The organism is Pseudomonas sp. WC2401 (assembly GCF_041200115.1).
Classification (GTDB): domain Bacteria; phylum Pseudomonadota; class Gammaproteobacteria; order Pseudomonadales; family Pseudomonadaceae; genus Aquipseudomonas; species Aquipseudomonas fragi.
On record NZ_CP165623.1, the window covers coordinates 2074147 to 2097110 of the forward strand.

General features: G+C 52.2%; 21 protein-coding genes, 1 tRNA gene and 2 pseudogenes. 12 read left to right on the forward strand and 12 right to left on the reverse strand.

Features of this window, described 5'->3' with window-relative positions; genetic code table 11:
• Positions 1–73: 73 nt before the first annotated feature.
• Together AB3G35_RS09515 and AB3G35_RS09520 are read left to right on the forward strand one after the other, a co-directional pair.
• On the forward strand, positions 74–415 hold the full coding sequence (locus AB3G35_RS09515) for a ribonuclease E inhibitor RraB (protein WP_016779973.1): 342 nt from the start codon (positions 74–76) through the stop codon (positions 413–415).
• 627 nt (positions 416–1042) lie between these two features.
• Positions 1043–1765, forward strand: coding sequence for an amidotransferase (locus tag AB3G35_RS09520; RefSeq protein WP_134051114.1), 723 nt, complete (start codon positions 1043–1045; stop codon positions 1763–1765).
• 54 nt (positions 1766–1819) lie between these two features.
• On the opposite strand, the gene AB3G35_RS09525 is transcribed toward AB3G35_RS09520, so the two are convergent.
• The 3 genes from AB3G35_RS09525 to AB3G35_RS09535 form a co-directional block, all read right to left on the reverse strand.
• Positions 1820–2791 (reverse strand): magnesium and cobalt transport protein CorA, encoded by a 972-nt coding sequence (locus tag AB3G35_RS09525; protein WP_016779978.1) that lies wholly within the window; start codon positions 2789–2791, stop codon positions 1820–1822.
• A gap of 83 nt (positions 2792–2874) precedes the next feature.
• Positions 2875–3657 (reverse strand): 1-acyl-sn-glycerol-3-phosphate acyltransferase, encoded by a 783-nt coding sequence (locus AB3G35_RS09530; protein WP_086796081.1) that lies wholly within the window; start codon positions 3655–3657, stop codon positions 2875–2877.
• A gap of 224 nt (positions 3658–3881) precedes the next feature.
• A complete protein-coding gene (locus tag AB3G35_RS09535; protein ID WP_016779980.1) occupies positions 3882–4571 on the reverse strand; it encodes a crotonase/enoyl-CoA hydratase family protein in 690 nt (229 codons plus the stop codon).
• Positions 4572–4878: 307 nt separating this feature from the next.
• Here AB3G35_RS09535 and AB3G35_RS09540 point away from each other — a divergent pair.
• The 6 genes from AB3G35_RS09540 (at position 4879) to moeB (ending at position 9600) form a co-directional block, all read left to right on the forward strand.
• Positions 4879–4968: transfer RNA gene (locus tag AB3G35_RS09540), tRNA-Ser, on the forward strand.
• A gap of 272 nt (positions 4969–5240) precedes the next feature.
• On the forward strand, positions 5241–5669 hold the full coding sequence (locus tag AB3G35_RS09545; protein ID WP_369782565.1) for a hypothetical protein: 429 nt from the start codon (positions 5241–5243) through the stop codon (positions 5667–5669).
• Positions 5670–6032: 363 nt separating this feature from the next.
• The gene (locus tag AB3G35_RS09550; protein WP_369782567.1) at positions 6033–7208 is read left to right on the forward strand and encodes an acyl-CoA dehydrogenase family protein; all 1176 of its coding nucleotides are present in this window, start codon (positions 6033–6035) and stop codon (positions 7206–7208) included.
• A 2-nt stretch (positions 7209–7210) separates the two neighbouring features.
• On the forward strand, positions 7211–7486 hold the full coding sequence (locus tag AB3G35_RS09555; protein ID WP_369782568.1) for a MoaD/ThiS family protein: 276 nt from the start codon (positions 7211–7213) through the stop codon (positions 7484–7486).
• Between the two features lie 4 nt (positions 7487–7490).
• The gene (locus AB3G35_RS09560) at positions 7491–8324 is read left to right on the forward strand and encodes a hypothetical protein (protein WP_369782569.1); all 834 of its coding nucleotides are present in this window, start codon (positions 7491–7493) and stop codon (positions 8322–8324) included.
• A 64-nt stretch (positions 8325–8388) separates the two neighbouring features.
• Positions 8389–9600, forward strand: coding sequence for a molybdopterin-synthase adenylyltransferase MoeB (gene moeB, locus AB3G35_RS09565; RefSeq protein WP_369782570.1), 1212 nt, complete (start codon positions 8389–8391; stop codon positions 9598–9600).
• 101 nt (positions 9601–9701) lie between these two features.
• Here the strand turns inward: moeB and AB3G35_RS09570 are convergent, their stop codons facing one another.
• On the reverse strand, positions 9702–9851 hold the full coding sequence (locus tag AB3G35_RS09570; protein WP_369782571.1) for a hypothetical protein: 150 nt from the start codon (positions 9849–9851) through the stop codon (positions 9702–9704).
• A gap of 29 nt (positions 9852–9880) precedes the next feature.
• Between AB3G35_RS09570 and AB3G35_RS09575 the strand changes: the two are divergent.
• From AB3G35_RS09575 to AB3G35_RS09585, 3 genes and pseudogenes are all read left to right on the forward strand, one after another.
• Positions 9881–10516, forward strand: a pseudogene (locus AB3G35_RS09575) (terminase); the annotation flags it as partial.
• Positions 10516–11517, forward strand: coding sequence for a phage portal protein (locus tag AB3G35_RS09580; RefSeq protein ID WP_369782572.1), 1002 nt, complete (start codon positions 10516–10518; stop codon positions 11515–11517). The pseudogene AB3G35_RS09575 and the gene AB3G35_RS09580, both read left to right, overlap by 1 nt.
• 156 nt (positions 11518–11673) lie before the next feature.
• Positions 11674–12468: a DNA adenine methylase gene (locus AB3G35_RS09585; RefSeq protein WP_369782573.1), complete on the forward strand. Its 795-nt coding sequence runs from the start codon at positions 11674–11676 to the stop codon at positions 12466–12468.
• 212 nt (positions 12469–12680) lie between these two features.
• On the opposite strand, the gene AB3G35_RS09590 is transcribed toward AB3G35_RS09585, so the two are convergent.
• The 5 genes and pseudogenes from AB3G35_RS09590 to AB3G35_RS09610 form a co-directional block, all read right to left on the reverse strand.
• Positions 12681–14783 carry a DEAD/DEAH box helicase gene (locus AB3G35_RS09590; protein WP_369782574.1) on the reverse strand — a complete coding sequence of 701 codons (2103 nt, stop codon included), beginning with the start codon at positions 14781–14783 and terminating at the stop codon, positions 12681–12683.
• 2 nt (positions 14784–14785) lie between these two features.
• Positions 14786–15715 carry a DUF1837 domain-containing protein gene (locus AB3G35_RS09595; RefSeq protein ID WP_369782575.1) on the reverse strand — a complete coding sequence of 310 codons (930 nt, stop codon included), beginning with the start codon at positions 15713–15715 and terminating at the stop codon, positions 14786–14788.
• A gap of 1273 nt (positions 15716–16988) precedes the next feature.
• Positions 16989–18135, reverse strand: a pseudogene (locus tag AB3G35_RS09600) (serine hydrolase domain-containing protein).
• 182 nt (positions 18136–18317) lie between these two features.
• Positions 18318–19373 (reverse strand): fatty acid desaturase, encoded by a 1056-nt coding sequence (locus tag AB3G35_RS09605; RefSeq protein WP_369782577.1) that lies wholly within the window; start codon positions 19371–19373, stop codon positions 18318–18320.
• Between the two features lie 327 nt (positions 19374–19700).
• Positions 19701–20042: a hypothetical protein gene (locus tag AB3G35_RS09610; RefSeq protein ID WP_095040362.1), complete on the reverse strand. Its 342-nt coding sequence runs from the start codon at positions 20040–20042 to the stop codon at positions 19701–19703.
• A 169-nt stretch (positions 20043–20211) separates the two neighbouring features.
• Between AB3G35_RS09610 and AB3G35_RS09615 the strand changes: the two genes are divergently transcribed.
• A complete protein-coding gene (locus AB3G35_RS09615; RefSeq protein ID WP_169908734.1) occupies positions 20212–20730 on the forward strand; it encodes a DUF4142 domain-containing protein in 519 nt (172 codons plus the stop codon).
• A 64-nt stretch (positions 20731–20794) separates the two neighbouring features.
• On the opposite strand, the gene AB3G35_RS09620 is transcribed toward AB3G35_RS09615, so the two are convergent.
• The 3 genes from AB3G35_RS09620 to AB3G35_RS09630 all read right to left on the reverse strand — a co-directional run bounded on the left by AB3G35_RS09620 (position 20795) and on the right by AB3G35_RS09630 (position 22837).
• Complete coding sequence (locus AB3G35_RS09620; RefSeq protein ID WP_016779995.1) at positions 20795–21091, reverse strand: DUF6388 family protein; 297 nt, start codon at positions 21089–21091, stop codon at positions 20795–20797.
• A 76-nt stretch (positions 21092–21167) separates the two neighbouring features.
• Positions 21168–22370 carry an MFS transporter gene (locus tag AB3G35_RS09625; RefSeq protein ID WP_134051106.1) on the reverse strand — a complete coding sequence of 401 codons (1203 nt, stop codon included), beginning with the start codon at positions 22368–22370 and terminating at the stop codon, positions 21168–21170.
• Positions 22371–22519: 149 nt separating this feature from the next.
• Positions 22520–22837 carry a YqjD family protein gene (locus AB3G35_RS09630; RefSeq protein ID WP_016779997.1) on the reverse strand — a complete coding sequence of 106 codons (318 nt, stop codon included), beginning with the start codon at positions 22835–22837 and terminating at the stop codon, positions 22520–22522.
• Positions 22838–22964 lie beyond the last annotated feature (127 nt).

Below are 22964 nucleotides of genomic sequence, written 5' to 3' on the forward strand. Positions count from 1 at the left end.
TCTTCCCCTGTCACGGCCCGAATGCGGCCAGAGGGAAGCGCTGAATGTCTATCCATTGCGAGGAGGACGTTTCATGAGCACAGCCCATCAAGAAGACCTCAGCAGCTATGTGCTGCGCCGCATGAAAGAAGGCGGTTTTGATTTTTCACGCATCCATCCCATCGAGTTTTACGCAATCTTCCCGGACGAGGAGCGGGCGCGCAGGGCTGCACAAAAATTTTGCGGTGAATCCCTCAATGCGCAGATCAATGTGCGTGATGACGGGGCCTGGCATCTGGAATTGAGCAAGGTGATGTATGCCACCTATGGTGGTATCGGTGATTTCGAGCAGGACTTTGAAGCTGTTGTGGTGCCGCTGGGCGGGATTATCGAAGGCTGGGGCGTCAAGCAGGAGGTGCGTGGCCTGCTCAATTGAACGGCGTTTGATGGATAAGCGGCTGGCCTCAGGGCTGGCCGTTCTGCTTTTTGCGCCGGGTACCCAGGCCCGCGAAGACGCGCAGGGGCTGCACGTCTTCGGCACAGTGGCGTGTCTTTAACCGATAACCTTGGTCAGGTTCGGCAAGATCAGCAGCAAGGTGGTAGCAAAGAGGATAAGACCGGCTTGACGTACTTTCGTATGTTTGAACATGGCTATCTGCCTTTTTTTGTTTTTTCCGAACGACAATGCCTGCGCCAAGGGCACCATGCCTTGGAAAGAAAGCGGCCCCGGCGACAGGCTTAACAGTAGAGCCCTCATAAGACATGGCTTAGAACCCTTTCACATCATTCAAGTGCAGTAAGTTTCTAAAACGCTATTAGGTTTATTGCGCCTGACCTGCCGCCCCGCAGCTAGACGCAACGGGCTTGTGGGCAGGGCATATTCTTAGCCACCTACCGTTCGTCAGTGCGTCCGGTTCCTGTTTGTTTTGTCCTACAAAAGCCCACGATTTTCAGGGGCTGGAGGGCAATCACCCGCTTCAGTGCTTGCCATGAAATACCCTTTCAAGGCAGGCTCTGGCGAGCAGTCATCATTACTTTCGCCTTTATCGTGCCAGGTACTTTTATGTCGCTACACATCTGCATTCTGGAAACCGACATTTTGCGTCCAGAGTTTGTTGACCAATATCAGGGTTACGGGCAAATGTTCGTGCGCCTGTTCTCCACGCAGCCTATTGCGGCACAGTTCAGTGTTTTTAACGTGATGCAAGGCGAGTACCCGTCTGATGACCAGGCTTTTGATGCTTACCTGGTTACCGGCAGCAAGGCGGATTCATTTGGCACCGATCCGTGGATTGAAACCCTCAAAACCTACTTGCTGAGCCGCTACGAGCGCGGCGACAAGTTGCTGGGTGTGTGCTTTGGCCATCAATTGCTGGCGCTGCTGCTCGGTGGCAAGAGCGAGCGCGCCACCCAGGGTTGGGGCGTGGGCACCCATCAGTACAAACTGGCGGCCAGGGCGCCGTGGATGAGCCCCGTGGTCGAGGACCTGACCCTGCTGATCAGTCATCAGGATCAGGTCACAGCCCTGCCGCAGAACGCCACGGTCATTGCCTCCAGCGATTTCTGCCCGTATGCCGCCTACCATATCAATGATCAGGTGCTGTGCTTCCAGGGCCACCCCGAGTTTATCCACGATTATTCGCGGGCCTTGCTCGACCTGCGTCAGGAGCATCTGGGCGAGCAGGTCTACAGCACCGGTGTTGCCAGCCTGGGCCAGGACCATCATGGTCGCACCGTTGCCGAGTGGATGATGCGCTTCGTTTCGCACAAGCCGCAGACCGCCTGATATCCGGCTCGATACCTGTGGGAGCGAGCAAGCCCGCTCCCACAGGGTGGGGGGTTATAGCCAGCCAGAGCGCTTGAAGCTGGTCCACAGGCCGGTCACGCCCAGCGCAATAAACCCCAGCACGCCGAAATAGCCGTAATGCCAGGTCAATTCCGGCATGTTCTGGAAGTTCATCCCGTAAATACCCGCCACGGCAGTGGGGAAGGCGAGGATGGCGGCCCAGGCGGCGAATTTGCGCTGCACGTTGCTCTGGCGTGAAGATTCCAGCAACACCACGATCTCAATGGTCTGGGTGGCGGCATCGCGCAGGTTGGTGAGGTCTTCCATCTGCCGGGTGACGTGAATCTGCACATCGCGAAAGTACGGGCGCATGTTTTTGTCGATAAAGGGAAAGGTCAGGCGCTGCAGTTCTTCGCTGATCTCGACCATCGGCGCCACATAACGGCGCAGGCGCAGTACATCGCGGCGCAGGCCATGCAGGTGGACAATGTCGGCCTCATTCAGGGCGTTGCCCATGATGCTTTGCTCGAGCTGTTCGATTTCGGCGTGGATGGCCTCGCTGACCGGCTGATAGCTCTCGGTGACGAAGTCGAGCAGGGCATACAGCACAAAGTCTTCGCCATGCTCCAGCAGCAGCGGCCGAGCTTCGCAACGCTGGCGCACGGCCTTGTACGAGGCCGAATGGCCGTTGCGGCTGGTGATGATGTACCCGTTGCCGGCAAAGATATGGGTTTCGACAAACTCCAATTTGCCTTCATGGCGAATCGGCGAATAGATCACGATAAACAGCGCATCGCCGAAGGTTTCGAGCTTGGGCCGGCTGTGCTGCTCAAGGGCGTCCTCGATGGCCAGTTCATGCAGGTTGAACTGGCGTTGCAAGTTGGCCAGCTCTTGCGCGTCAGGTTGCTCCAGACCGATCCAGACGAAGTGACCGGGCTTTTTCGCCCACTCAATGCCTTCGTCCAGCGTGATATTGGTGACCTTCTTGCCTGCGTTGTAAACCGCAGCAGCAACAACTCTCCCCATAGTTCTAATCGCTTCTTCTTCAAAGGGTTATGGCACGAAGATGCAGCTTAGCGCGCTATTGACCACTTTGAGTCGCCAAAGGCTCAGAGGTTCGGGTTGGACACTGTCGAATTGCCCTTGGCCAGGGGCGGCAAGTGACGGTTTTGCGGGCTCAGCAGCTCGCGATCCATAGACTCGATGCATTCGCGCATCTGCGTATGGCACAGCTCCATCAGGTGCGGGATGTCATCCAGGGTCAGGCCGGCGGTCGGGATGGCCGGTAACGAGCGGATCAGGATATCGGCACTGTGCCAGCGGTTGAGCTGCAGATGCCGGCTATAAGTGCTGACACACACCGGCACAATCGGCACCCCGGCAGTGATTGCCATCTGAAATGCCCCTTTCTTGAAGGGCAGCAGGGTTTTGCCCAGGTTGCGCGTGCCCTCCGGGAACACCCAGATCGATGTGTCCTTCTCTTGCAGGGTGCGCGTTGTCGTCAACATCGACTTGCGCGCTTTCTGGGCATTGCCGCGATCGATCAGCACATTACCCGCCAACCAGAACAGCTGGCCGAACAAAGGCACCCACTTGAGGCTTTTTTTGCCGATGCACACCGTGCGGCGCGGCACTACGTTGCCGAATACAAACAGGTCGTAGTTGGACTGATGATTGGCAATCACCACACAGCTTTGCGGCTTGTCCATCAGTGGTCCGACTTCGGCCTTGAGCCGGTAGCCCAGGATCCAGCGCGATGGCCAGGCATACAGGCGCGCGCACAGGCGGCTGTTGTCCGGATTGAAGGGGCGGCACATGCCCAGTAAGACACCCAGTACGCCTGCGAGCATAAAATGCAAAAACATCAACAACATACGCATCGAAAGTAGCATTTACAGGCTCGCCAAAACAAAAGTCGGCGCAGTGTACGGATGTGCACTGTCTTCAGCAATTACCCCGATACAAGTAGGAGATAGCTGAAGTTTTAGCATTTGTTTCAGCAAGCGCTGTAAGAAGCGGGCCAGAGGTGTTCAAGAATGTCAGGTGGGGGGGTGTTGCGCAGGCACAATCCCGACCGCAGGTTGCGGTCGGAACCGGGTTTGCGGAGGGAGGAGGGTCAGAGCGGGTGGTGCTGATCTTCTTCGATGGCCTTGTCCAGGGTCTCCAGCAGCTCCTTGCGCACTTTGAGCTTGGTGTTCCTGTGAGCCTTCATATTGATCTTCTTCAACTGGCGGGCCACTTCCAGGGCTGCGGCGTGCAGCTCTTCAGGCTTGACCACCTTGTCGAGAAAGCCTGCATCTACGGCGGTGAGCGGGTTGAACATCTCGCCGTTGATCACCGAACGATGGAATGCCGATTTGCGCAGACGGTCGCGGGCCAGCTCGATGCCGGCGTGGTGCATGGTCATGCCGATCTGCACCTCGTTCAGACCGATACTGAACGGGCCTTCCACACCGATGCGGTAATCCACCGACAGCAACAGGAAGGCACCCTTGGCCACCGCATGGCCGGAGCAGGCGATCACCACCGGGAAAGGGTGTGCAAGCATGCGCCGGGCCAGGGTTGAGCCCTGCCTGACCAGCTCAATGGCTTGCTCGGGGCTGGCGGTCATCACCTTCAAGTCATAGCCACCAGAGAGAATACCCGGTTGCCCGGTAATAATGACCACCGCGCGATCCTGCTCGGCCTGGTCCAGCGCGGCATTGAACGCAGAGATCACATCCGGGGAGATGGCATTGACCTTGCCATTGCTCAAGGTCAGCGTGGCGATACCGTCTTCCAGGTGGTAGGCAATCAAGTCACTCATGGCGCAAATCCTTGTTATGAAGTGGGTCAGACGTTACCCAGCCCTGTGGCGCAGGTAAAGGGCCATGACTGACTGGTGAGTCATGCAATTGGCCTTCGCCTTCTATATAGAGGGCAGCGCAGCAGGGGTTGCGCTGGAGCGAGCAACGTTGCGGTGCCGGAATTTGGCAGAAACACCCCCCTGGGGCCTACGCCCAAAAGGACTATTTTCGTAAGCACATGAAAATTCTGAAAAAAACATTTGTCATATCGAAAGCTTTCGACTACATTAGCGCGCCTCGACAGACAGAACTTGTTTGAAGAGATACGGTGAAGTGTCCGAGTGGCTTAAGGAGCACGCCTGGAAAGTGTGTATACAAGAAATTGTATCGAGAGTTCGAATCTCTCCTTCACCGCCACATTAAGTAAACACAAACCCCTGATTTTCCTAGAGAAAGTCGGGGGTTTGTGGTTTCTGGCGTCTGGAAAAGGGCGGTATGGGAACAATATGGGAGCACGACCGCTGAACTGCCGGTGTTCTGCTTGAATGCTCTTCTTCGAACCTAAATGGATTTAGACTGTTATGAAAGTGCTCCCCGTTGGTGTGCTGTTGTTGCTGACTGCAGGTTGCGTCCAGGTCCAGCAGTACACGCCCCCTCCTGGTGTACCCTAGGCGCAGATTCGCAGCGAAATGGACGCCTTGAGCAATTATCGCAACTACCTGACCCTGACCCTGACCCTGATCCTGACCGAGGCGCCGATTGTGGGCTGCAAGTACGGCAGAACAGTGCCGGTGAAACCGGGTCGACAATTGTTCGCCGTGCGGGACAAGACATCCTGGCCAGCAGGCGTCATCCCGGTAGAAGCGGAAAAACCCGTCCATTTGGTAGTGGATGGCGCGGCTAATGCCGGCCGCAGATGCAAGATCGAGTTTGTCAGCGTGTTCGCCACGGGTGCCCTTTATGTCATTAAGGGAGGCATTGTCGAGGACCCCGAGACTTACGATTCTTGCCAGGTCAAAATCTTTAACGAGGACACCGGAGCCCCTCTGCTGATGCTCGAACCGTCAACGCTCAAGAACGACTGTGCTTTGGACAAGTTGCCGTTTAAGGCGCGTTGATTGTTGCAGGCAAGGACCTGTAGTCGCTGACAAGCGGCGTGAGGCTGCGTCCGCCGACGCAGTCGTCGCACAATTCGCTGCTGCAAGGCACCCGATAAACCCGAATGACTGGATATGTGATCGCCGCGCCAGCGGGTCAGGGTAATGATGCAAACAGTCTCATATTTAATAGTGAGCGTTATCGGTAACTTAGAAGAGTATGAGTGGTGTCATATTTAACGAGTCGGGTTTATTTGTGCTAAGGCGCCTTGCATGTTTTTAGTTCTGATCTAATATTTGTTCGCACTAAGCAGCACGACACGATTCCATGACCGGTTTTCTTTCGCGCTTGCTATCCAATTGTTTGACGTAGAAGGAACTACGATGAATGTTGACTGGCAAGGTGCGGGTGATATTCAGGCTATTTTTGGCACGCTGATCGACAAGGAGCTTAATTGCACCGTCGAAGAACGTGATCGTCTCTCTATTCCTATCTCCAATGCGCTGATAGAAAAGTTTGCACGACTGGGGTTGTATAAATACAACTTGCCCGCCGTGTGGGGCGGTCAGGAAGTTGGTTATGCCCAGTGGGGCCGTGTGCTGGAAAAGCTCGGGTATTTATCTACGGACTTATCGTTTCCCTTTTTGATATCCGTAAGGATGTCATTTATTTCATTTCTGATTGCAGTGGGGCGGGAAGATATAAATAACGAATACCTGGTTCACCTGATTGAGGGTAAAACAGGTGGTGCATTTGCTTATACAGAAGATGCCGATGCTTTTTCTTTTGTCTCCCGTGCAGTGCCCACTGCGGACGGAAAAGCCTATACGGTGAATGCCGTGAAAAAGATCGTCACCGGCGGTGAGACAGCGAATTATTTTTTGCTGTTTGTCCATGGTGATACCGCTGATATGCAAGTCTTTCTTGTGCACGCCGACGATCCGGGTGTTGTGGTGACACCTAGCGTGATGCATGGCTGTCGTTCTACAGGGATTGCCTGTTTAACATTGACAGATGTGCGCCTGGATAAACACCGCTTGTTGCTGGCCACGGACGGTCTGAGTTTTGCGCAGCGTTATTTCCTTAATTGCAGGCGCTCATTGCAAACCACCTTGTTTTTAGGGCGCGCCCGCGCCGTGATTGAAACCACTGTGGCGTATTTGCAAAACACTGTGCGCTACGATCAGCAATTGATCGATATGCAGCATGTGCAGGCCTGTATTGGTGAAATGTATATGGCGCTTGAGTCATCCCGCACCTTGGTCCATTACTCACTGGAGCGTCAGGTCAGGCAAGAGTCTGACCTGTACTGGGATGCAGTCGCTTCAATGGCCAAGTACCAGGCGGTGGAGGATGTCAACAAAATCGCCTTCAAAGCCCTGAACCTGACGGGTAGCTGGGGCTATACCGAAAGCAGCGGTATCGGTCGGGCGCAGCGCGACTTTGCGGCGCTGGTGGCAGGGGCTGATCCGCAGGAGAAGCTCAAGGTTGATATGGGCATTCGGATGGTGCACGACCTGGACATGATGTCCCGACGTTCTTCAAAAAAGGAGAGTTGAATATGAAGATCAAGTTGTCAGGCAATTTGGCACGTTTTGTTAACTATAAAAAAGAGTTGAAACTGGAGGGCGATGGTATTCAGACCGTAGGCGATGCGTTGCACGCGTTGGTGGTGAATTATCCGGTATTGAAAGATATTATTTTTGATAAGGATCACAGCGTTAAAAAAGGCTATTTGATTTCTTTGAATGGCGAAAAAGTTGACGCAGCAGTTAAAGTAAGTGCAAGCGGTGAGGGTGACTGTCTTGATATTTTTACTGCGATAGCCGGGGGTTGAGGCTATGCAAAGCAGAACAATAAGGGTTACGCATCCGATAGAGCCAACGCTGTTTGGTCCTTTCCAGTTTCATGCGCGCTCGCTGATGTTGATGAGTTACAGTTTGATGTGGTCCTGGTGTAGTACCTATCTGTCAGTGTCCTTTCCGGGGATGATCAAAGAGCATCACCAAAGCATGGTGGCCGTGGGTGCCGAAGTTGAATATGTCGAACCTTTTGAGATGTTCTCGGTCGATGAGTTTTCGGTGTCGGTCGATGAGTTCAAGGTGCGCCAGGGCAACTCTGTGTTTCAAGTGCTGCACCTGGTTCGTGCCCAGGGCATTGTGGTTGCCAGGGTCAAGGTTCGCTGGAAACTGCTGGAGCTGGATGGTGATGAAGCACTGTCCGCAACGCCTGGGGTTATTCGGCCTGCTTTACTGCAGAAGTTTCTTCCCGAAGAAGTTGACTTTTCACGGGTTGAGCGGCCTTTGCTGGCGCAACTGGATAGCTTGAAAGAGCATGGGCAGCTCGGTGCCGAGTTTGAATATGACTTCACCCTGTTTCGGCATCGTTGTGAAGTGGCCGATCAATGGGTGTTCTTTGAATTACCCACACTGGCTGCGGAAAGCAGGCAGTCATTAATTGATGCCTTGCAAGATGATCCTGACGAACTTTCCAGTTCGCTGGGCCTGGCCCTGAATGATATTTACATGGAGTGGCGTTGCCCTTTTTATCTTTTCGAAAAGGGCCGTATTAAAACGCAGGCTTATCGGCTGCAGGGCAAGCTGTATTTCGCTCATCATGTTTTCAACCTGACGCGCGCCAATACATTGGCAGCGATCGTGATTGAAGCGTTTTAAATTCGACTCAGGTTTTTTATCTGTCTCGTCAATCCGATCCTAGAAAAGTGAAGGGAGCAACGCCATGAGCAGGGAGGGTGATGCGATCGAGCATGAGCAACTTACCGCGGGTGAGATGGGGATGTACTCCCGTCATTTGCTGATCCCCGCGATCGGCATCAAAGGTCAACTGGCATTGAAAAATGCCAGTGTTTTAATGATTGGTGCTGGCGGCCTGGGGTGCCCGGCGCTGCTTTATCTGGCGGCTGCCGGGGTGGGGCGGCTGGGAATTATCGATGCCGACCAGATCAATGTGTCCAATGTGCACCGCCAGGTGCTGTTTCGCATCACCGATAAAGGTCAGAACAAGGTCGATGTCGCCAAGCGGCGTTTGCAAAAACTCAATCCCTATATCGAGATCGAAACCTGGATTGAGCGCTTCAACCTCGACAATGCCCAGGCGCTTGTGGCTGATTACGACATCATTGTCGATGGCACTGACAACTTTACCGCCAAGTACTTGATCAACGATGCCTGTTTCTATGGCGGCAAGCCGCTGGTGTATGGCGCCATCATGCAGTTCGAGGGGCACGTCACGGTGTTTAACGCGCTGGATGAGCAAGGCCGTCGTGGCGCCAATTATCGTGATCTCTACGATGGTCCGCCTGATGCTGCGTTGGCGCCCAACTGCGCGGAAGCCGGGGTGCTGGGGGTGCTGCCTGGCATGATCGGCTGCTTTCAGGCCAATGAAGTGATCAAACTGATTACCGGGATCGGGCGGCCGCTGGTCAACCGCCTGATGGTCTACGACGCCCTTGAGGCCACGAGCCGGGAGATCGTTTTTTCGCCTGTCGGCGATAACCCCCTCAGGGACCCGCTGCGCCAGCCAGTGCTGGAAGAAATGGCGCAAGTCTGTAGCGCGCCAGGTGTCACCGATGACTTTATGCTGAGCATTGAAGACTTTGCCGAGCTGATCAGTGAGACATCGATCCATCTGATTGATGTGCGTGAAGGGCATGAGCGCGAACAGGTTTCGATCGGTGGCGAACATGTCCCGTTGGAGCAGGTGGGCGAGCGGGTCGCACAGTGCCTGAGCGACAGGCCAATCGTGCTTTACTGCCAGTCGGGTGTGCGCAGCCATAAGGTGGCGAGAATCCTCGCGCAGCAAGCACTCCGGTCACCGATTTTCAGTTTGAAAGGCGGCTTGAGCGCGTTTTTGGGCGCAGATACCTATGCGCAGATAATGGCTGAACTGGTGTTCTGCAAATGTCCCATGAGCCATCAGGCTCGCGTGTAAAGAACCTGTGGGTCAGGCTTGTTTGCGATGCAGATGAAGTGGATGTTCTGGCATTCAGTCTCGAGGCAATCGTGAGCTAGCCTGCTCCCACAGGGTCGTTTTCAGAGCGATGAGGAATGCGGGCCATTGATATCCAGATCCCTGGAAACAGCTTGCTCTGCCTCGATGAATGCTGGCGTATTGCAAGTATCGGCATAAATCTCCTCGCCTTCTTCAATCCGGATGACCTCAGAACCCTTTACATAGGGCATGGCTTGTTCTGCCTGTTCAAGGGCGCAACTTTCCGCTGGCCGTGCTGCAGACGTGCATGGTCGATAGCTGGGTGGAGTGGGCCGAGGACTCCAAGCCCTTTGCCTCACGGCCATTCGGTGACCGGCAGGAGTGGATCGGCTACGACCCGGCCGAGACGGGGGACTGCTCTGGGTTGGTGGTGTGCGCACCGCCATTGGTACCGGGCGGCAAATTCCGCGTATTGGAGCGCCATCAGTTCCGAGGCATGGACTTCGCAGCGCAGGCAGCCTTTATCAAAAGTGTCTGCGACCGCTACTGGGTGACCTACATCGGCATCGATGTCACCGGTTTGGGCAGCGGCGTGGCGCAGCTGGTGCGCCAGTTCTTCCCCAACGTGACTACCTTCAGCTATTCGCCGGAAGTCAAAACCCGCCTGGTACTCAAAGCCTACGACGTGATCCACAACGGCCGGCTGGAGTTCGACGCCGGTTGGACCGACATGGCCCAGTCGCTAATGGCCATCCGAAAAACCGTCACTGCAGGCGGTCGCCAATACACCTACACCGCAGGGCGCAACGACACCACCGGCCACGCCGACCTGGCCTGGGCGCTCTTCCACGCATTGCACAACGAACCGCTTGAGGGGCAGACCGCTGCCAACACCGGGCGGATGGAGATATTTTGATGAATGATCAGCAGGTAGAGGGCAGAGTTAATCAGTCCATTCAGGCGTTCAGCTTTGGTGAGCCAACCCCGGTACTGGGCGGTCGGGCGGTGTTTGATTATCTGGAGTGCTGGTTTAACGGGCGTTGGTATGAGCCGCCGTTGTCGCTGGACGGGTTGTCGCGCTCGGTGGGTTCCAGCGTGCATTTGCACTCGGGCCTGACCTTCAAGCGTAACTTGCTGAGCAAGACTTTTATCCCGCACCGGCTGCTGTCGCGGGCTGCGTTTGAGCAGTTTGCGCTGGATTTTCTCAGTTTGGGCAACGGCTATATCGAGGCGCGGCGCTCGATGTTGGGGTCGACCTTTCAACTGAAACCGGCGCTGGCCAAGTACATGCGGGCAGGGCAGGACGGTCGCTATTTTCTGGTTCAGGGGTGGAAGGAAGAGCACGAATTCGACGTGGGCAGCATCTTTCATCTGCGCGAAGCTGACCTGCACCAGGAGGTGTACGGCCTGCCGGACTGGATCAGTGCGCTGCAGTCGGCGTTGCTCAACGAGTCGGCGACTTTGTTTCGTCGCAAGTACTACGAAAACGGCAGTCATGCGGGTTTCATCCTCTACATGACCGACCCCGCGCAGAACGAATCCGACGTCGATGCCTTGCGCAAAGCTCTGAAGGACTCCAAGGGGCCGGGCAACTTTCGCAACCTGTTTGTGTACTCGCCCAATGGCAAAAAGGACGGCATTCAGCTGATCCCGGTCAGTGAGGTCGCTGCCAAGGATGAGTTCAGTTCGATCAAAAATCAGACCCGAGATGACGTGTTAGCGAGCCTGCGGATACCGCCGCAGTTGATGGGGATCGTGCCGCAGAACGCGGGTGGGTTTGGCTCGATTCGGGAGGCTGCCGAGATTTATGTAGCGAATGAGTTGGAGCCGGTTCAGGCGCGGATAGCGCAGTTGAATGAGTGGGTGGGGGAAGAGGTCGTGAGGTTCAAGCCGTATGACATCGCCGGGGGGGAATAAAGCCCCGCGCAGTAAACGAGGCGACGATCCGGTGCGCTAACACCGGGCTCGACGCCGAAACACTCGATCTAGCCGAGTGCTCCAACCAAGGCCTCGCCCCACTGCGCAGGGGGGACGAAGCCTAAGCGAATCCAATTGTCTAAACAAGGATCACTTATGAGCACCCCAATAATCCCGTGGATGGGCGGCAAGCGCCGCCTGGCAGATCGCCTGATTCCACTATTGCCACCGCACGAATGTTACGTCGAGGTCTTTGCCGGCGGCGCCGCACTGTACTTTATGCGGCCCCAGGCTGCGCCGGTTGAAGTCCTCAATGATATCAACGGTGATCTGGTGACGCTGTACCGCGTGGTGCAGAACCACCTGGAAGAATTCGTGCGTCAATTCAAGTGGGCGCTCAGCTCGCGGCAGATATTTGAATGGCAGAAAATGACCCGGCCCGAAACCCTGACGGATATTCAGCGGGCGGCCCGGTTTTTCTATCTGCAGCACCATGCCTTTGCCGGCAAGGTTACTGGGCAGTCATTTGGCACGGCGACCACTGGGCCAGCCATCAACCTGCTGCGGATTGAGGAAAACCTGTCAGCGGCTTGGCAACGCCTGTCGGGCACTTATGTGGAGAACTTGCCCTGGCTTGAGTGTGCTGAACGGTATGACCGGCCACACACATTCCACTATATGGACCCGCCGTATTGGCAGACGGCAGGGTATGGGGTGGACTTTGCGTTTGAGAACTACGAACGGATGGCCGATTTCATGCGCCGCTGCAAAGGGAAGGTGATGGTCAGCATCAACGATCATCCGGATCTCAGGCGGGTGTTTGAGGGCTTTCACTTTGAGACGGTGGATATTCGGTATAGCACTGCAAATCAGCGGCAGGGGAAGGCTGAGGTCAGTGGGGAGTTGGTGATTATGAATTGGGTGCCGGAGGCTTTGGGAATGTTATTTTAATTTTATGGCGAGTATGTTATTTCGGAATAATCGTGTGGGTAGGCGCTAGTAAGTCGTGAAAAAACCTAACCTGGATAAGATTAAATCGGTGCTTCAGTATCAGATCCTTAGAGAGGATGAAGCTTTTAATTTTGTTAGGCGTATGCTTAAGTCATAGTATTTGGTTGTGTATTTTTTCTACGGGGGGGGTAGCCCCGTAGATTTTTTTGCCTCTATCTGGAGTTGGGCTTATTTTTTTTGATACCTTCAAAAAAATATCCTAATATATAAATATCGAAAAAAGTTAAATTTTCAGTTTGTCGTTTGATATTATTTAATCCAATGCTGTTGAATTTATCTATTGCTTGATGGATGGTGAGTTCTTGAGTTTCGAAATTTATAACGTTACTTTTGTGTAGTTTTTTGGAGATCATTCTTGGAAGACCGTATTCTTCCAGTTGATAAACGATAGAAGGCAAAAATGCATGCGCAACCTTAGTTGCGAAAGGCGAGATGTCTAGACTTGTTTTTCTAAAGATGACTTTTTGCAGGGTGTTGACGTCTTTGAGCAATGAAGAGAGCTTGAATGTTGTGTTCTTTTCTAGTTTGAAGAAGGTGTTGACATCGATTTCGTGTTTTTTTAACTCGGATAAAAGTTCTGGTACGCTCTTGCTCCAATTGTTCGAAAGGATTTTTACAAACGCAACAAAGCGACTGTATTCTATATCCCAGGCGCCGCGTTGAAATTTTATTATTTTGTATAAATAGGTTTCCCAATGTTGTGTGTCATTTGAATTTAAATAGGATAGTCCTCTCCAGTATTCAGGGTTTTCTTGGAGTTCAGTTGCTATTGCTTTTACTACAGCACCATCACATTGCAGAGAGTTTTCTTTTTGAAATTTATCAAAGTTGGATATTCCGATTATTTCGGAAAGTTCTTCTCGATAAGCAATTATTTTCCCGATTTGCTCTTTTGAAAGCTCGCCTTTATAGTCTTGCTCGTTAATGTCGCTGAGTAAAGCGTCCGGCAAGATTAAGTTCAAAGAGGTGTCTGTAGATTCTGGTGGTTTCTCAAGGATATACACGTGCCCAATGAAATGTTTAAACATTCGTCCGCTACGACCAATGATGTTTTTGTAAGTAAAATCATTTAGTTTTGATCTTCCATTTTTGTTTCTCCAAATCACTACGTTTTCTGCCGATGTATTTACACCTTCGATAATTGATGACGTGGAAATTATGTTTTTCAAGCCGGAAGGTTCTTCGAATAACTTTATCTGGATTTGACTCAGCGATCTATGCAGTTGGCCATTGTGGATGCCGGTTGATTTATTGATAAGATTTACGAGCGGCCAAGTGCTTGAGTAGTTTTTTGAAACCCATTTTGAGAATTGTTGAAGTAAAAAGCTTTCTGTGTTATCCAAGACTCTTGTTGCAAGATTGGATACTCTATCTATGTCTGCATAAGTTCCAGCATATATAAGAGTTTTGCCACTAGTCTCAGTCAGTATTTTAGTGAGAGCTGTATTTTTCTGCTCTTCATTTTCGATTTTCTCATATAGGCTATGTTTTTCTAGAAAAACAGTATTGAAGTCTAAAGAAATGAAACGCATGCCTTTTGTAAATGGGTTTTCATTCAGTTTAGATATATTGGGCGCTAAAAAATATCGTTGTTTCGACATTGCTCCGAGCTTTATTATTGATTTTATTAGTGCGCTTGATCTCTCTTTGTCAAAGGCTTCGCTTGCTTTATAAAACTCATCTACAACAAGGATGTCAATTTCTTTTAATTTTGGGATGTAAGTGATCGCTCGCTCTTGAGGGAAAATGAATATGTTTTTTTTGCCTGGTACAGCTTCAGTCGTAGTTATTATTTTATAAGTGTCTGAGAATTTCGGATAAAGGCGGCGGCGAGTTTCATCAGTAAGAGCAATTGTTGGAACAATAATTACCACGTTGTTAGGTTTTTTTATTGAAATAAAGGAGTCGATAACAAAACTCTTTCCAAAGCTGGTCGGAGCACTAATGGCTAGGCTTTCTCCTTCTAATAGAGCCTTTAACAGAATTGATTGTTCTCTATGCAAAGTCAGCGGTTCAGTAGCGCCAGTGTCGACTTTAAATGCTTCATGTACGAAGCGATCCTGCCAGTCTGCAGTGTCTTGTTGTATGTATGGATACAGTCCAGCAGACCTTATCAAATGGTTGACTAACGGGGTGTAATTGATGTTGTTGGATTCGTGGTGCGCTAAAAGCTTTATCAATACGTTGCGAGCTTCGTTATCGCGCTTTAAGTTTAGCAGATCATTTATTTTGGAGCAGCTAGCAAAGATGTCCATTTTTATTGCTCCTTATAATGTTTTACATTGGATAAAAACTTGTCAAAAATGGTCTTTTTGCAGGGTACGGGAAATAAGATTATGTGAAATTTTATTTCATTATACTTGTGAAGTTGATTTATTTTTTTTAACTGTTTTTTGAAGTATGAAGTTGCTCTTTCGGTATGGTAGTTGGATATATCATCTTTATAGTCCTGGCTCATTTCACTTTGAGATTTAGTGATGGCGCATTCGTGAAGTAGCAGAATCGGAATGTTGATTTTGTGTTTTATTGTGTCAATGGATTCTTGGGGCGATAGTGCTTTCTTTATGTTGGATCGCATAACTTCGTCAGGGATTATAAGATCTATGTCGTTCACGTTTATTATTATTGCGTTTTCTTTTTTAAGCTTGTCTGTTTTTATAGAATTTGCAACTGATTCTACAATTTTCCCCAAGCTTACGTCTTCAATGCTTGTGTAGAATTTCGCTTCGCCAAACCAGATTGTGAAGTCGTTGTCTGAAACTACGATGTGTACACTGTCAGCCCCTTTTGCATTGTCTTGGGGGTTTTGTTTGTAAAATATTTTTGGGACTACAGGAAGTGCTGAAAAGTGGTGTTTCATTATCCCATATAGAACTATCTCGGCTAGCTCGCTTCCTGCACCTATTTTATCTTTCTTGTCAGTAAGTCTAAGGTTTTTTGCTGATGAGGTTAGGAGTGAGTGATTAACTAAGCTGTCGCGTTCACTTTTTGAAAGTGCTGTTTCTGCAATGTTGTCCCATATAAAACTCTGGAATTTTGAGAAGCGCCATTTGCCATCTTCAAAATTGTTTAAGAGGCTGAGGATTTTTTTGTTGTGGATTGGGGCTAGACCTTTGTCTAGATTAACTTTTTCAAAAAGGTCGTCAATGATTACTTCAAAACTAAGTTTTGTATTGTTTCGAGTCATATTGCGCTCATTCTTGGCGAATCTTTTGAAGAGATTATTGTGTCGGCCAATATTAATTGTATCGGTGTTCGGTTTTTATTGGAGCTGGTTTTCTGGTATGAGATATTTATATTCATCCAGTTGAACTGTAATGGCAGAGTGTGAAGGTCACTATTGGCTCGAATGTGATTTTTGTTTTTTTCTTCAAGGCTCTTTTTTTTGAGTCCACTCACATTCAAATCCCCAATCAATCCGTGATGTCGTAATGCTATGATTCTATAGCATCATAGCCTCGTAACGTTTCCACATCACTAGACAAATCGTCGTATGTGCTGATGCATGATTAGAATTCATTTCATGCCCTGGCGCGCGCCGTCGTCCCCCCACCTCGCCTGCGGGCTATATAGGTCTTTTTTTCCGCACTTCTGCACCAGGCTGACAGCGTGCTGGGCTGTGGGCTGGCCTGAGGATGTTGGGGTGTGAAAGGCCTGCGAATCCCTGCACGGGGAGTGCTTTTATGGCAAAGGTCTTCTGGAGCGACGGTGATGGGGGCAGAACGTTTCGGTACGGATTCTCAGGGACGTTGCCGGAAACAGGTAATTCGTTCGGCCAGTGCCTCGAAACGGTACTGAAAGCCCCATATTTATTGGCTTTGGCGTATTACACAGAGAAGTTATTTTAAGTGATGCGCAAGGTAATTTTATCGTAAGTCATTGATTTGTAAGGATCTGATGCTTATAGGTAATTACTTAATAAAAGAGTAATTAGATTACTTATAAGTTACTCAGACATTACCTGCACCGTATCTGCTGTAGCCCTTTGGATCCGTGCGTTACAGACGTTTTTCCCAAGCGCTTACCGTTCTTACCTTTTTCCGATGGCGTTCCCCAAAAAAATACACATTCCCTATTAGGTGGCAGATTCACAGGTTGACGTACAAATTCATGGGGCTGTCATGGGGCCGCTCGTTCGCAAGCAGATCCTCTACAGCCCTTATAAACCGGGGGCCGTGATTTGAAAAAGCGGGGACGGGCGGTTTCGAATCTCTCCTTCACCGCCACATTAAGTAAACACAAACCCCTGATTTTCCTAGAGAAAGTCGGGGGTTTGTGGTTTCTGGCGTCTGGAAAAGGGCGGTATGGGAGCATTCGTGGGAATACGGCTGCAGGCCAGTTCGCGATCCGCCCCAATCCAGCTTGCGGTACAGTGATGCACTGATGCAGCACGCGCCTGATTTACCTCAGGCGCGTTATTGCTTGTTGTGTGTGCAGGCATCCTGCTGATCCGTGCAGCTTTAAATCACCGCGTAGGCAAGCGCCGCAAGGTTCTGGGCGCGTGGATCGATCATCATGTGGCGACCTGATGTGGTTGTCACAAAGCTGAAGCTCACGTCACGCTCTGCATCGGCAAAGGCAATTGGGCCACCAAGCCCTATATGGCCGAAAGTGTTGGGCCCCATGCAGTGTGAAAGCGTCCGGATCGGCTTTTTGCTCCATCATGCAGCCCAGGCCATAGCGCATTGGTCTTTTCCAGATTCGATCCAGGCCGTTGCTGTGCTCTTTGGTGAACTCATTGAGCATCTCTGTGCCGATCAAGCGCCCGGCCAGCAGGGCGCTGTAGAAACCGGCCAACCCGGCTGCCGTACTGTGCGAGCATGCTCCGGGCTGTTGAAAAGCCCACCATTTACGATCGGATGTACGCCCGGGGGATATTCCCGGGTTAGTAAATGCAAGCGTCGAAATGTCTTCTGAATGACCAGTAACCACATCACGCAAGTGCTTAGAGTAGGGGTCGCCCACTCGCCCTCTGGCCGAGTCATAACGGGCGATGCGGTAAAATTCCTGCTCTTCTACGCCAAGATGAACCTCTAGCCCGTTGGGTCGGGTTATTTCCTCGTGGATAAAGGTGCAAGGGTTGCGCCCGTCCGTTCGCCTGATCAGCTCGCCGATTATCCAGCCGTATGTTGTGGTGCCATACCCCAGCGCAGTTCCTGGTTGCCACCATAATGGCTCGGCAGCCAGTGTCTTGACCATCTGCTCCCAGTCATACATCGCAGGGTTGCGGTCCGGGAGTCTTAATGCCGGAATGCCAGAGGTATGGCTCATGACATGGCGCAAGGTCACCTGGCATTTACCGCCCTGCGCGAACTCAGGCCAGTAATCAGCCACCGGGATATCCAGCTCCAGTTTTCCTTTCTCGACCAGCATTAATGCAGCCACCGCAGCGAACGGTTTTACCGTGCAAAATGTATTCGCCAATGTGTGTTTGTTCCAGGGTATGTTTCCGTCGAGGTCCGACGAACCTGCCCATAGGTCCACAACCGTCGTGCCGCCAACGTTAATGCATAGCCCTGCGCCTCGTTCTTGCGGGTCATTAAAGATGGCTTCAAAAGCGCTTTTGACGGCTTCGAATTCGGGGGTACATAGTCCTTTTGCTTCCATGCGTAATGCTCCATGCAGTAAACCAGTATTTATTAACGGCATATATAGAGGGCAGGGTCGATGCCCTGCACTAAAAGATGCCGTTGAAAAAGGCGTAACGCGCTCTGAAGGTCACTGGATGTGGTGGAGTTCAGTGGCGCTGTTTTAGGGTGAGGTGATTTAAATAAAAGAGTGTGGCCTGATCAAACTTCGGGTTGCGAAAAGTTGTAACGGTTTGAGCGCTTGTAAGTGCCAAAGTCATTGAATCTGACACCGGCGTCCGCTAAAACTTTATGGGCGAAGGGTGCGGTCATTTGGCGCAGGTAGAACGGGTCCTTCACCACAAAGTGATGAATGCAGTGGGTACTTCCGAAGTTGAAGCAAAACAACTGGAATGGCCACAGCCACCACCGGTTCATCACCTGGGTTTGTTGTAAGGGGTTACGCGGCATGACGTCGCCGAAGTAGTGAATGTTGGAGCTGATAAAAAACAGGCAGAACTGGCGGATGATATTGGGCGCGACGATAATCACCACTGCAGCATTGACCACCTGCATCAGCAGTGCTGCGCCAGCCGAGAGCTCAACGGTGTGGCCCATCAACGAGTTCACCCATGTGTACAGGTGGTAACCCAGGAATATATACCAGCAGCCCCAGTACAGAAGCCCCATGGGCGCATTCAAGCGAAGCACCTTGACGGTCAGCCTGATTTTTTCTTTCCATGTAGATGCGAACAAGGCATTTACAATGCCAAAGACAAAGCCGTCGATGAGTTTTAAAAAGCGCTTGGCGCCCCACTGGCTGCCGCTGGTGGTAATCCAGGCTTCAACATCGGTTTGGGTGCCAGACTCTTTATGATGATGAAAGTGCAGTTCACGGCGCAGCCAGGGGCTGGGCATGCCGGGGCGGGCTATCCAGCACAACAGCATCATCAGGTTGTGCGCCACGGGTTGTTTGCGGAAATACAGGCGATGAATCAAGTCGTGCTCAAGTTCATGAATAAATGACGTCAATAACGCATTGATTAAAATACACAGCCAGCCGGGAATAAGACCTTTTATATACAGTGTGCCTGTGGCGATCATGCCAATAATTGAAACGGCCATCACGCTGGCGCCGAGGGTGTTCTGGAAAGCCAGTATGCGATAGCGTTTACGCAGCTCATTACTGTGCTGGGTGATTTTTTGAGTAACGTCGTTAATTAAATCCTGCTCGGTTTTTGGCAGGGGTGTGCGGGGTGCTTGATTAGCAGTATTCATCACTTCATCCTTTGAAGACGATGGGTCGGGAATGCTCCTCTAGAAAAGCACATTTATTTTATTGGGCAAGTTTTAAAGTTTTTATGGCGAGTTGGTCGGACGAGTGGATATATATCGTTGTATTGTCTGACAATAACTTTGCAGTTTTGGACTAACTATTGCGCCGGATTAAATACCGCCCGGCCAACTAATGGCGTATGCCATATAACTGCCTGAACCGCATTGTTGTGCATGCTCCACCGGGTTGCCGGGATTGAAGGGTTACTCTGCGGGCCTGGCAATCATCAGGGACGACCGGGCGCAGCGCTGCCCGGTCACTGCCTAAGGCTAGCTTGAGGAAGACGGACTGTTTACCTCCAGCGCCCTGGAGATTGCTTGTTCTGCTTTCACGAATGCTGGTGTCTTGCCAGCATCGGCATAAATCTCCTCGCCTTCTTCAACCCGGATGACTTCAGAACCCTTTACATAGGGCATGGCCTGTTCTGCTTGTTCAAGGGCGCAATGAATCAGGCTTTGGGTAATGGTGGCCTCATCCAGGCCGTAGGCTTGGGCGAAAGCCTTGATTTTGACCAGATCACGCTTGTGCAGTGAAAGGCTGTATTCAACCCGCTCACTGGACTCCTGAGATCTGGATTCCCAGTTGTCGAGCATGGCCCTGAAGGCGTCCATATGGCTTCTCCTGTTTGGCGGCAAGTGCTGCTGGACAGTATGGCTCACGGTTCGCTGACGTGCTTTTAGTTGCCACCCGTCAGAAAAAACAGCTTTGATCTAAACCTTTGCCATCACCTGCCTTCAGATTCTGTGCAGGGAATAAACCTGCCTTTTTCTGGAGGACGTTATGAAACACCTGATTGGCCCCAAACGCTTCGTGGCAGGTTGTGCCCTGGTCTGTTCCCTGATCGTGGCCGCCACAGCCGTCGCAGCCAGTCCGGCAGACTTTGTTGATGAGGCCCACGCAGCAGGGATTGCGGAGATCGAAACCAGCCGTATGGCGATCAGTAAAACGTCATCCACCGATATAGAAAGCTATGCCGTGGAGGCCATCAAGGACCATACCAACGCCAACCGGGACTTGAAGGATCTTGCCAGCCGACTGGGCCTGCAGGTGTCCAGCGACGAGCAGATACTCGACAAGGCGAAAAAACTGATGCTGCAAGTGCAGGAGGGGGGCTCGTTTGATGCGGCTTATGCGGCCAATCAGGTCAAGGCCCATGAGCAGGCCATCAAGTTGTACAAGGAGCAGGCGCAAAACCCCGAGTCACCGGAGTTGCAGGCGTTTGCCGAAAAGTATCTGCCCAAGCTGGAAATGCATCTGCTGATGGCGCAAAAACTGGTGGATGCTCACCACAAGTCCTGAGCTTTTGAGATGCAAAAACGCCCGGTGAGTGATCGACCGGGCGTGTTGTGCAGCGGGGCGTGGTTCAGACCGCGATTTCGTTGAAACCGCAATACTCTTCCCAGCTCATGTCCAGGGCTTCGGCGACTTCCTGATGCACTTCAAGGCGCATGCTCTTGAGTTCTTCAGGGGAGCGCGCGATCAGCTCCAGAGCCAGTTCCCAGGCTTCCAGGCCGCGGCTTTCGGCTTCGTCTTCAAAGGCCCACAAAATCTGTTGCTGGCGGTCCTCGGCGCTCAGCTCTTTCATTTCTTCGATCAGTTCAGGGTGCGCCTTGATAAAAGTATCCAGGGCCAGTTCGTTACGGGATTCTTTAGGGATCATATGGCGTCTCGGATGGTCAGGGCTTTTTTCGCATGCTAGCGAGTTCGCATTACGATGAAAAGCGCCGTATAGCTGCCTAGCCGACCGGTTGCAGCTTGCTTTCACGCTGCAGGCTATAAGCCCACACCGCCAGGGCCAGTGTCGCGACCACTGCGCCGACCACGACAATGCCGTCCCAGCCATAGGCCGGGTAGGTTTGCGCACCTACCAGCGAGCCCAAAGCGCCGCCAATAAAATAGCAGGTGATATAACCGGCATTCAGGCGGTTGCGTGCGGCCGGGCGGACTTTGAATACCGCGTTCTGGTTGCTCACATGGACCAGCTGCACGGCAAAATCCAGGGCCAGTACGCCGATCAGCAAAGCGATCAATGAGTGCCCGGCAAATGCCATCGGCAGCCAGCACGCCAGCAGCACCAGCAGGCCGGCGGTGGTCGCCTGTTGCCCCTTGCCACGATCAGCCATGCGCCCGGCCCAGTTGGCTGCCACCGCACCCACTGCACCGGCCAGGCCGAACAGGCCGATCACGGCGTCCGAGAAACTGTAGGGCGGTACGGCCAGCAAAAAGGCCAGGGGTGTCCAGAACAGGGCGAACAGCGAGAACGTCAGCAGGCCCAGCAGGGCGCGCAGGCGCAGTACTGGCTCTTCGACAAACAGGGTAAATACCGACTTCAGCAGTTTCGGGTAGCTCAGGCCTGCGCTCTGGTGATGGTTGGGCAGGGCACGGAACAGGGCGATGGCACTGACCAGCATCAGCGCGGCGGCCACCAGATAAATGGTGCGCCAGTCACCTGCCGACGACAGTGCGCCCGCCACGGTGCGCGCCAGCAATATGCCCAGTAACAGCCCGCTCATCAGGGTGCCGACTACTCGACCACGGCTTTGCGGGTCGGTCAGGCTGGCCGCCATCGGCACCAGCACCTGGGCCGATACCGAAAACAGCCCGGTCATTGCCGTGCCGATCAACAGCCAGGTCAACGAAGGGGCGAACGCGCTGAGCAGAAGACCCAGGGCGCTGAGCACGGTCATGGTGACGATCAGGCGGCGTTGTTCAAACAGATCACCCAGCGGCACCAGCAGCAACAGGCCAGCGCCATAGCTGAGTTGGGCCGTGATGACCACGGTGCCGGCGCTGCCCATGCTCAAGCCCAGTTCCTGGGCGATGGTGTGCAGCAAGGGCTGGGCATAATAGTTGCTGGCAACAGCCAGGCCGGTGGCGGTGGCCATCAGCAGGATCAGGGCAGTGCTAAGAGGCTTTGTTGCAGTAGTAGACGCGGACATTGGCTGTCTCGTTGGCATGGGGTATGCGACGAAGTATTGGAATGCCAGCGAAGAATGTCACTGAATATGTCGGTAATTTTAATTTATAAACCACAAAGCCCCTGGCGATAAACACCAGGGGCTTTGCTTGCAGCCGTTGCCGCCAATTTTTAGTTGCGACGGCCCAGCAGCAGGCCTACGACCAGACCAAAACCGGCCGAGATAGCCACGGTCTGCCACGGATGGCCGCCGATGTAGCTTTCAGTGGCGTCGACCACCGGTTTGGTGCGCTCACGCACATTAGTCACTGAGTCCAGTGCCTGCTTGAGCTTGAGGCTGACCTGCGCACGCAGGGTTTCGCCTTCTTCACCGATCAGGGACGCGCTGTCCTTGAGCAGCTTTTCAGATTCGGCAATCAGGTCTTGCAGCTCGCTGAACGCTTGATCCTTGATTTGATCTTCAGCTTGTACGGCATTTTTTCGAGCCATTGCGGTACTCCTTGCAGGTTAAAGGGGTGATAAGTAATGGAGTCAACCCAATGCTAAAAAGTTGCATCTGATTTGCGCCTGAGCTGACAGAGTAGTCAAAAACCAGACTGAGACACTTCTTTGTAGG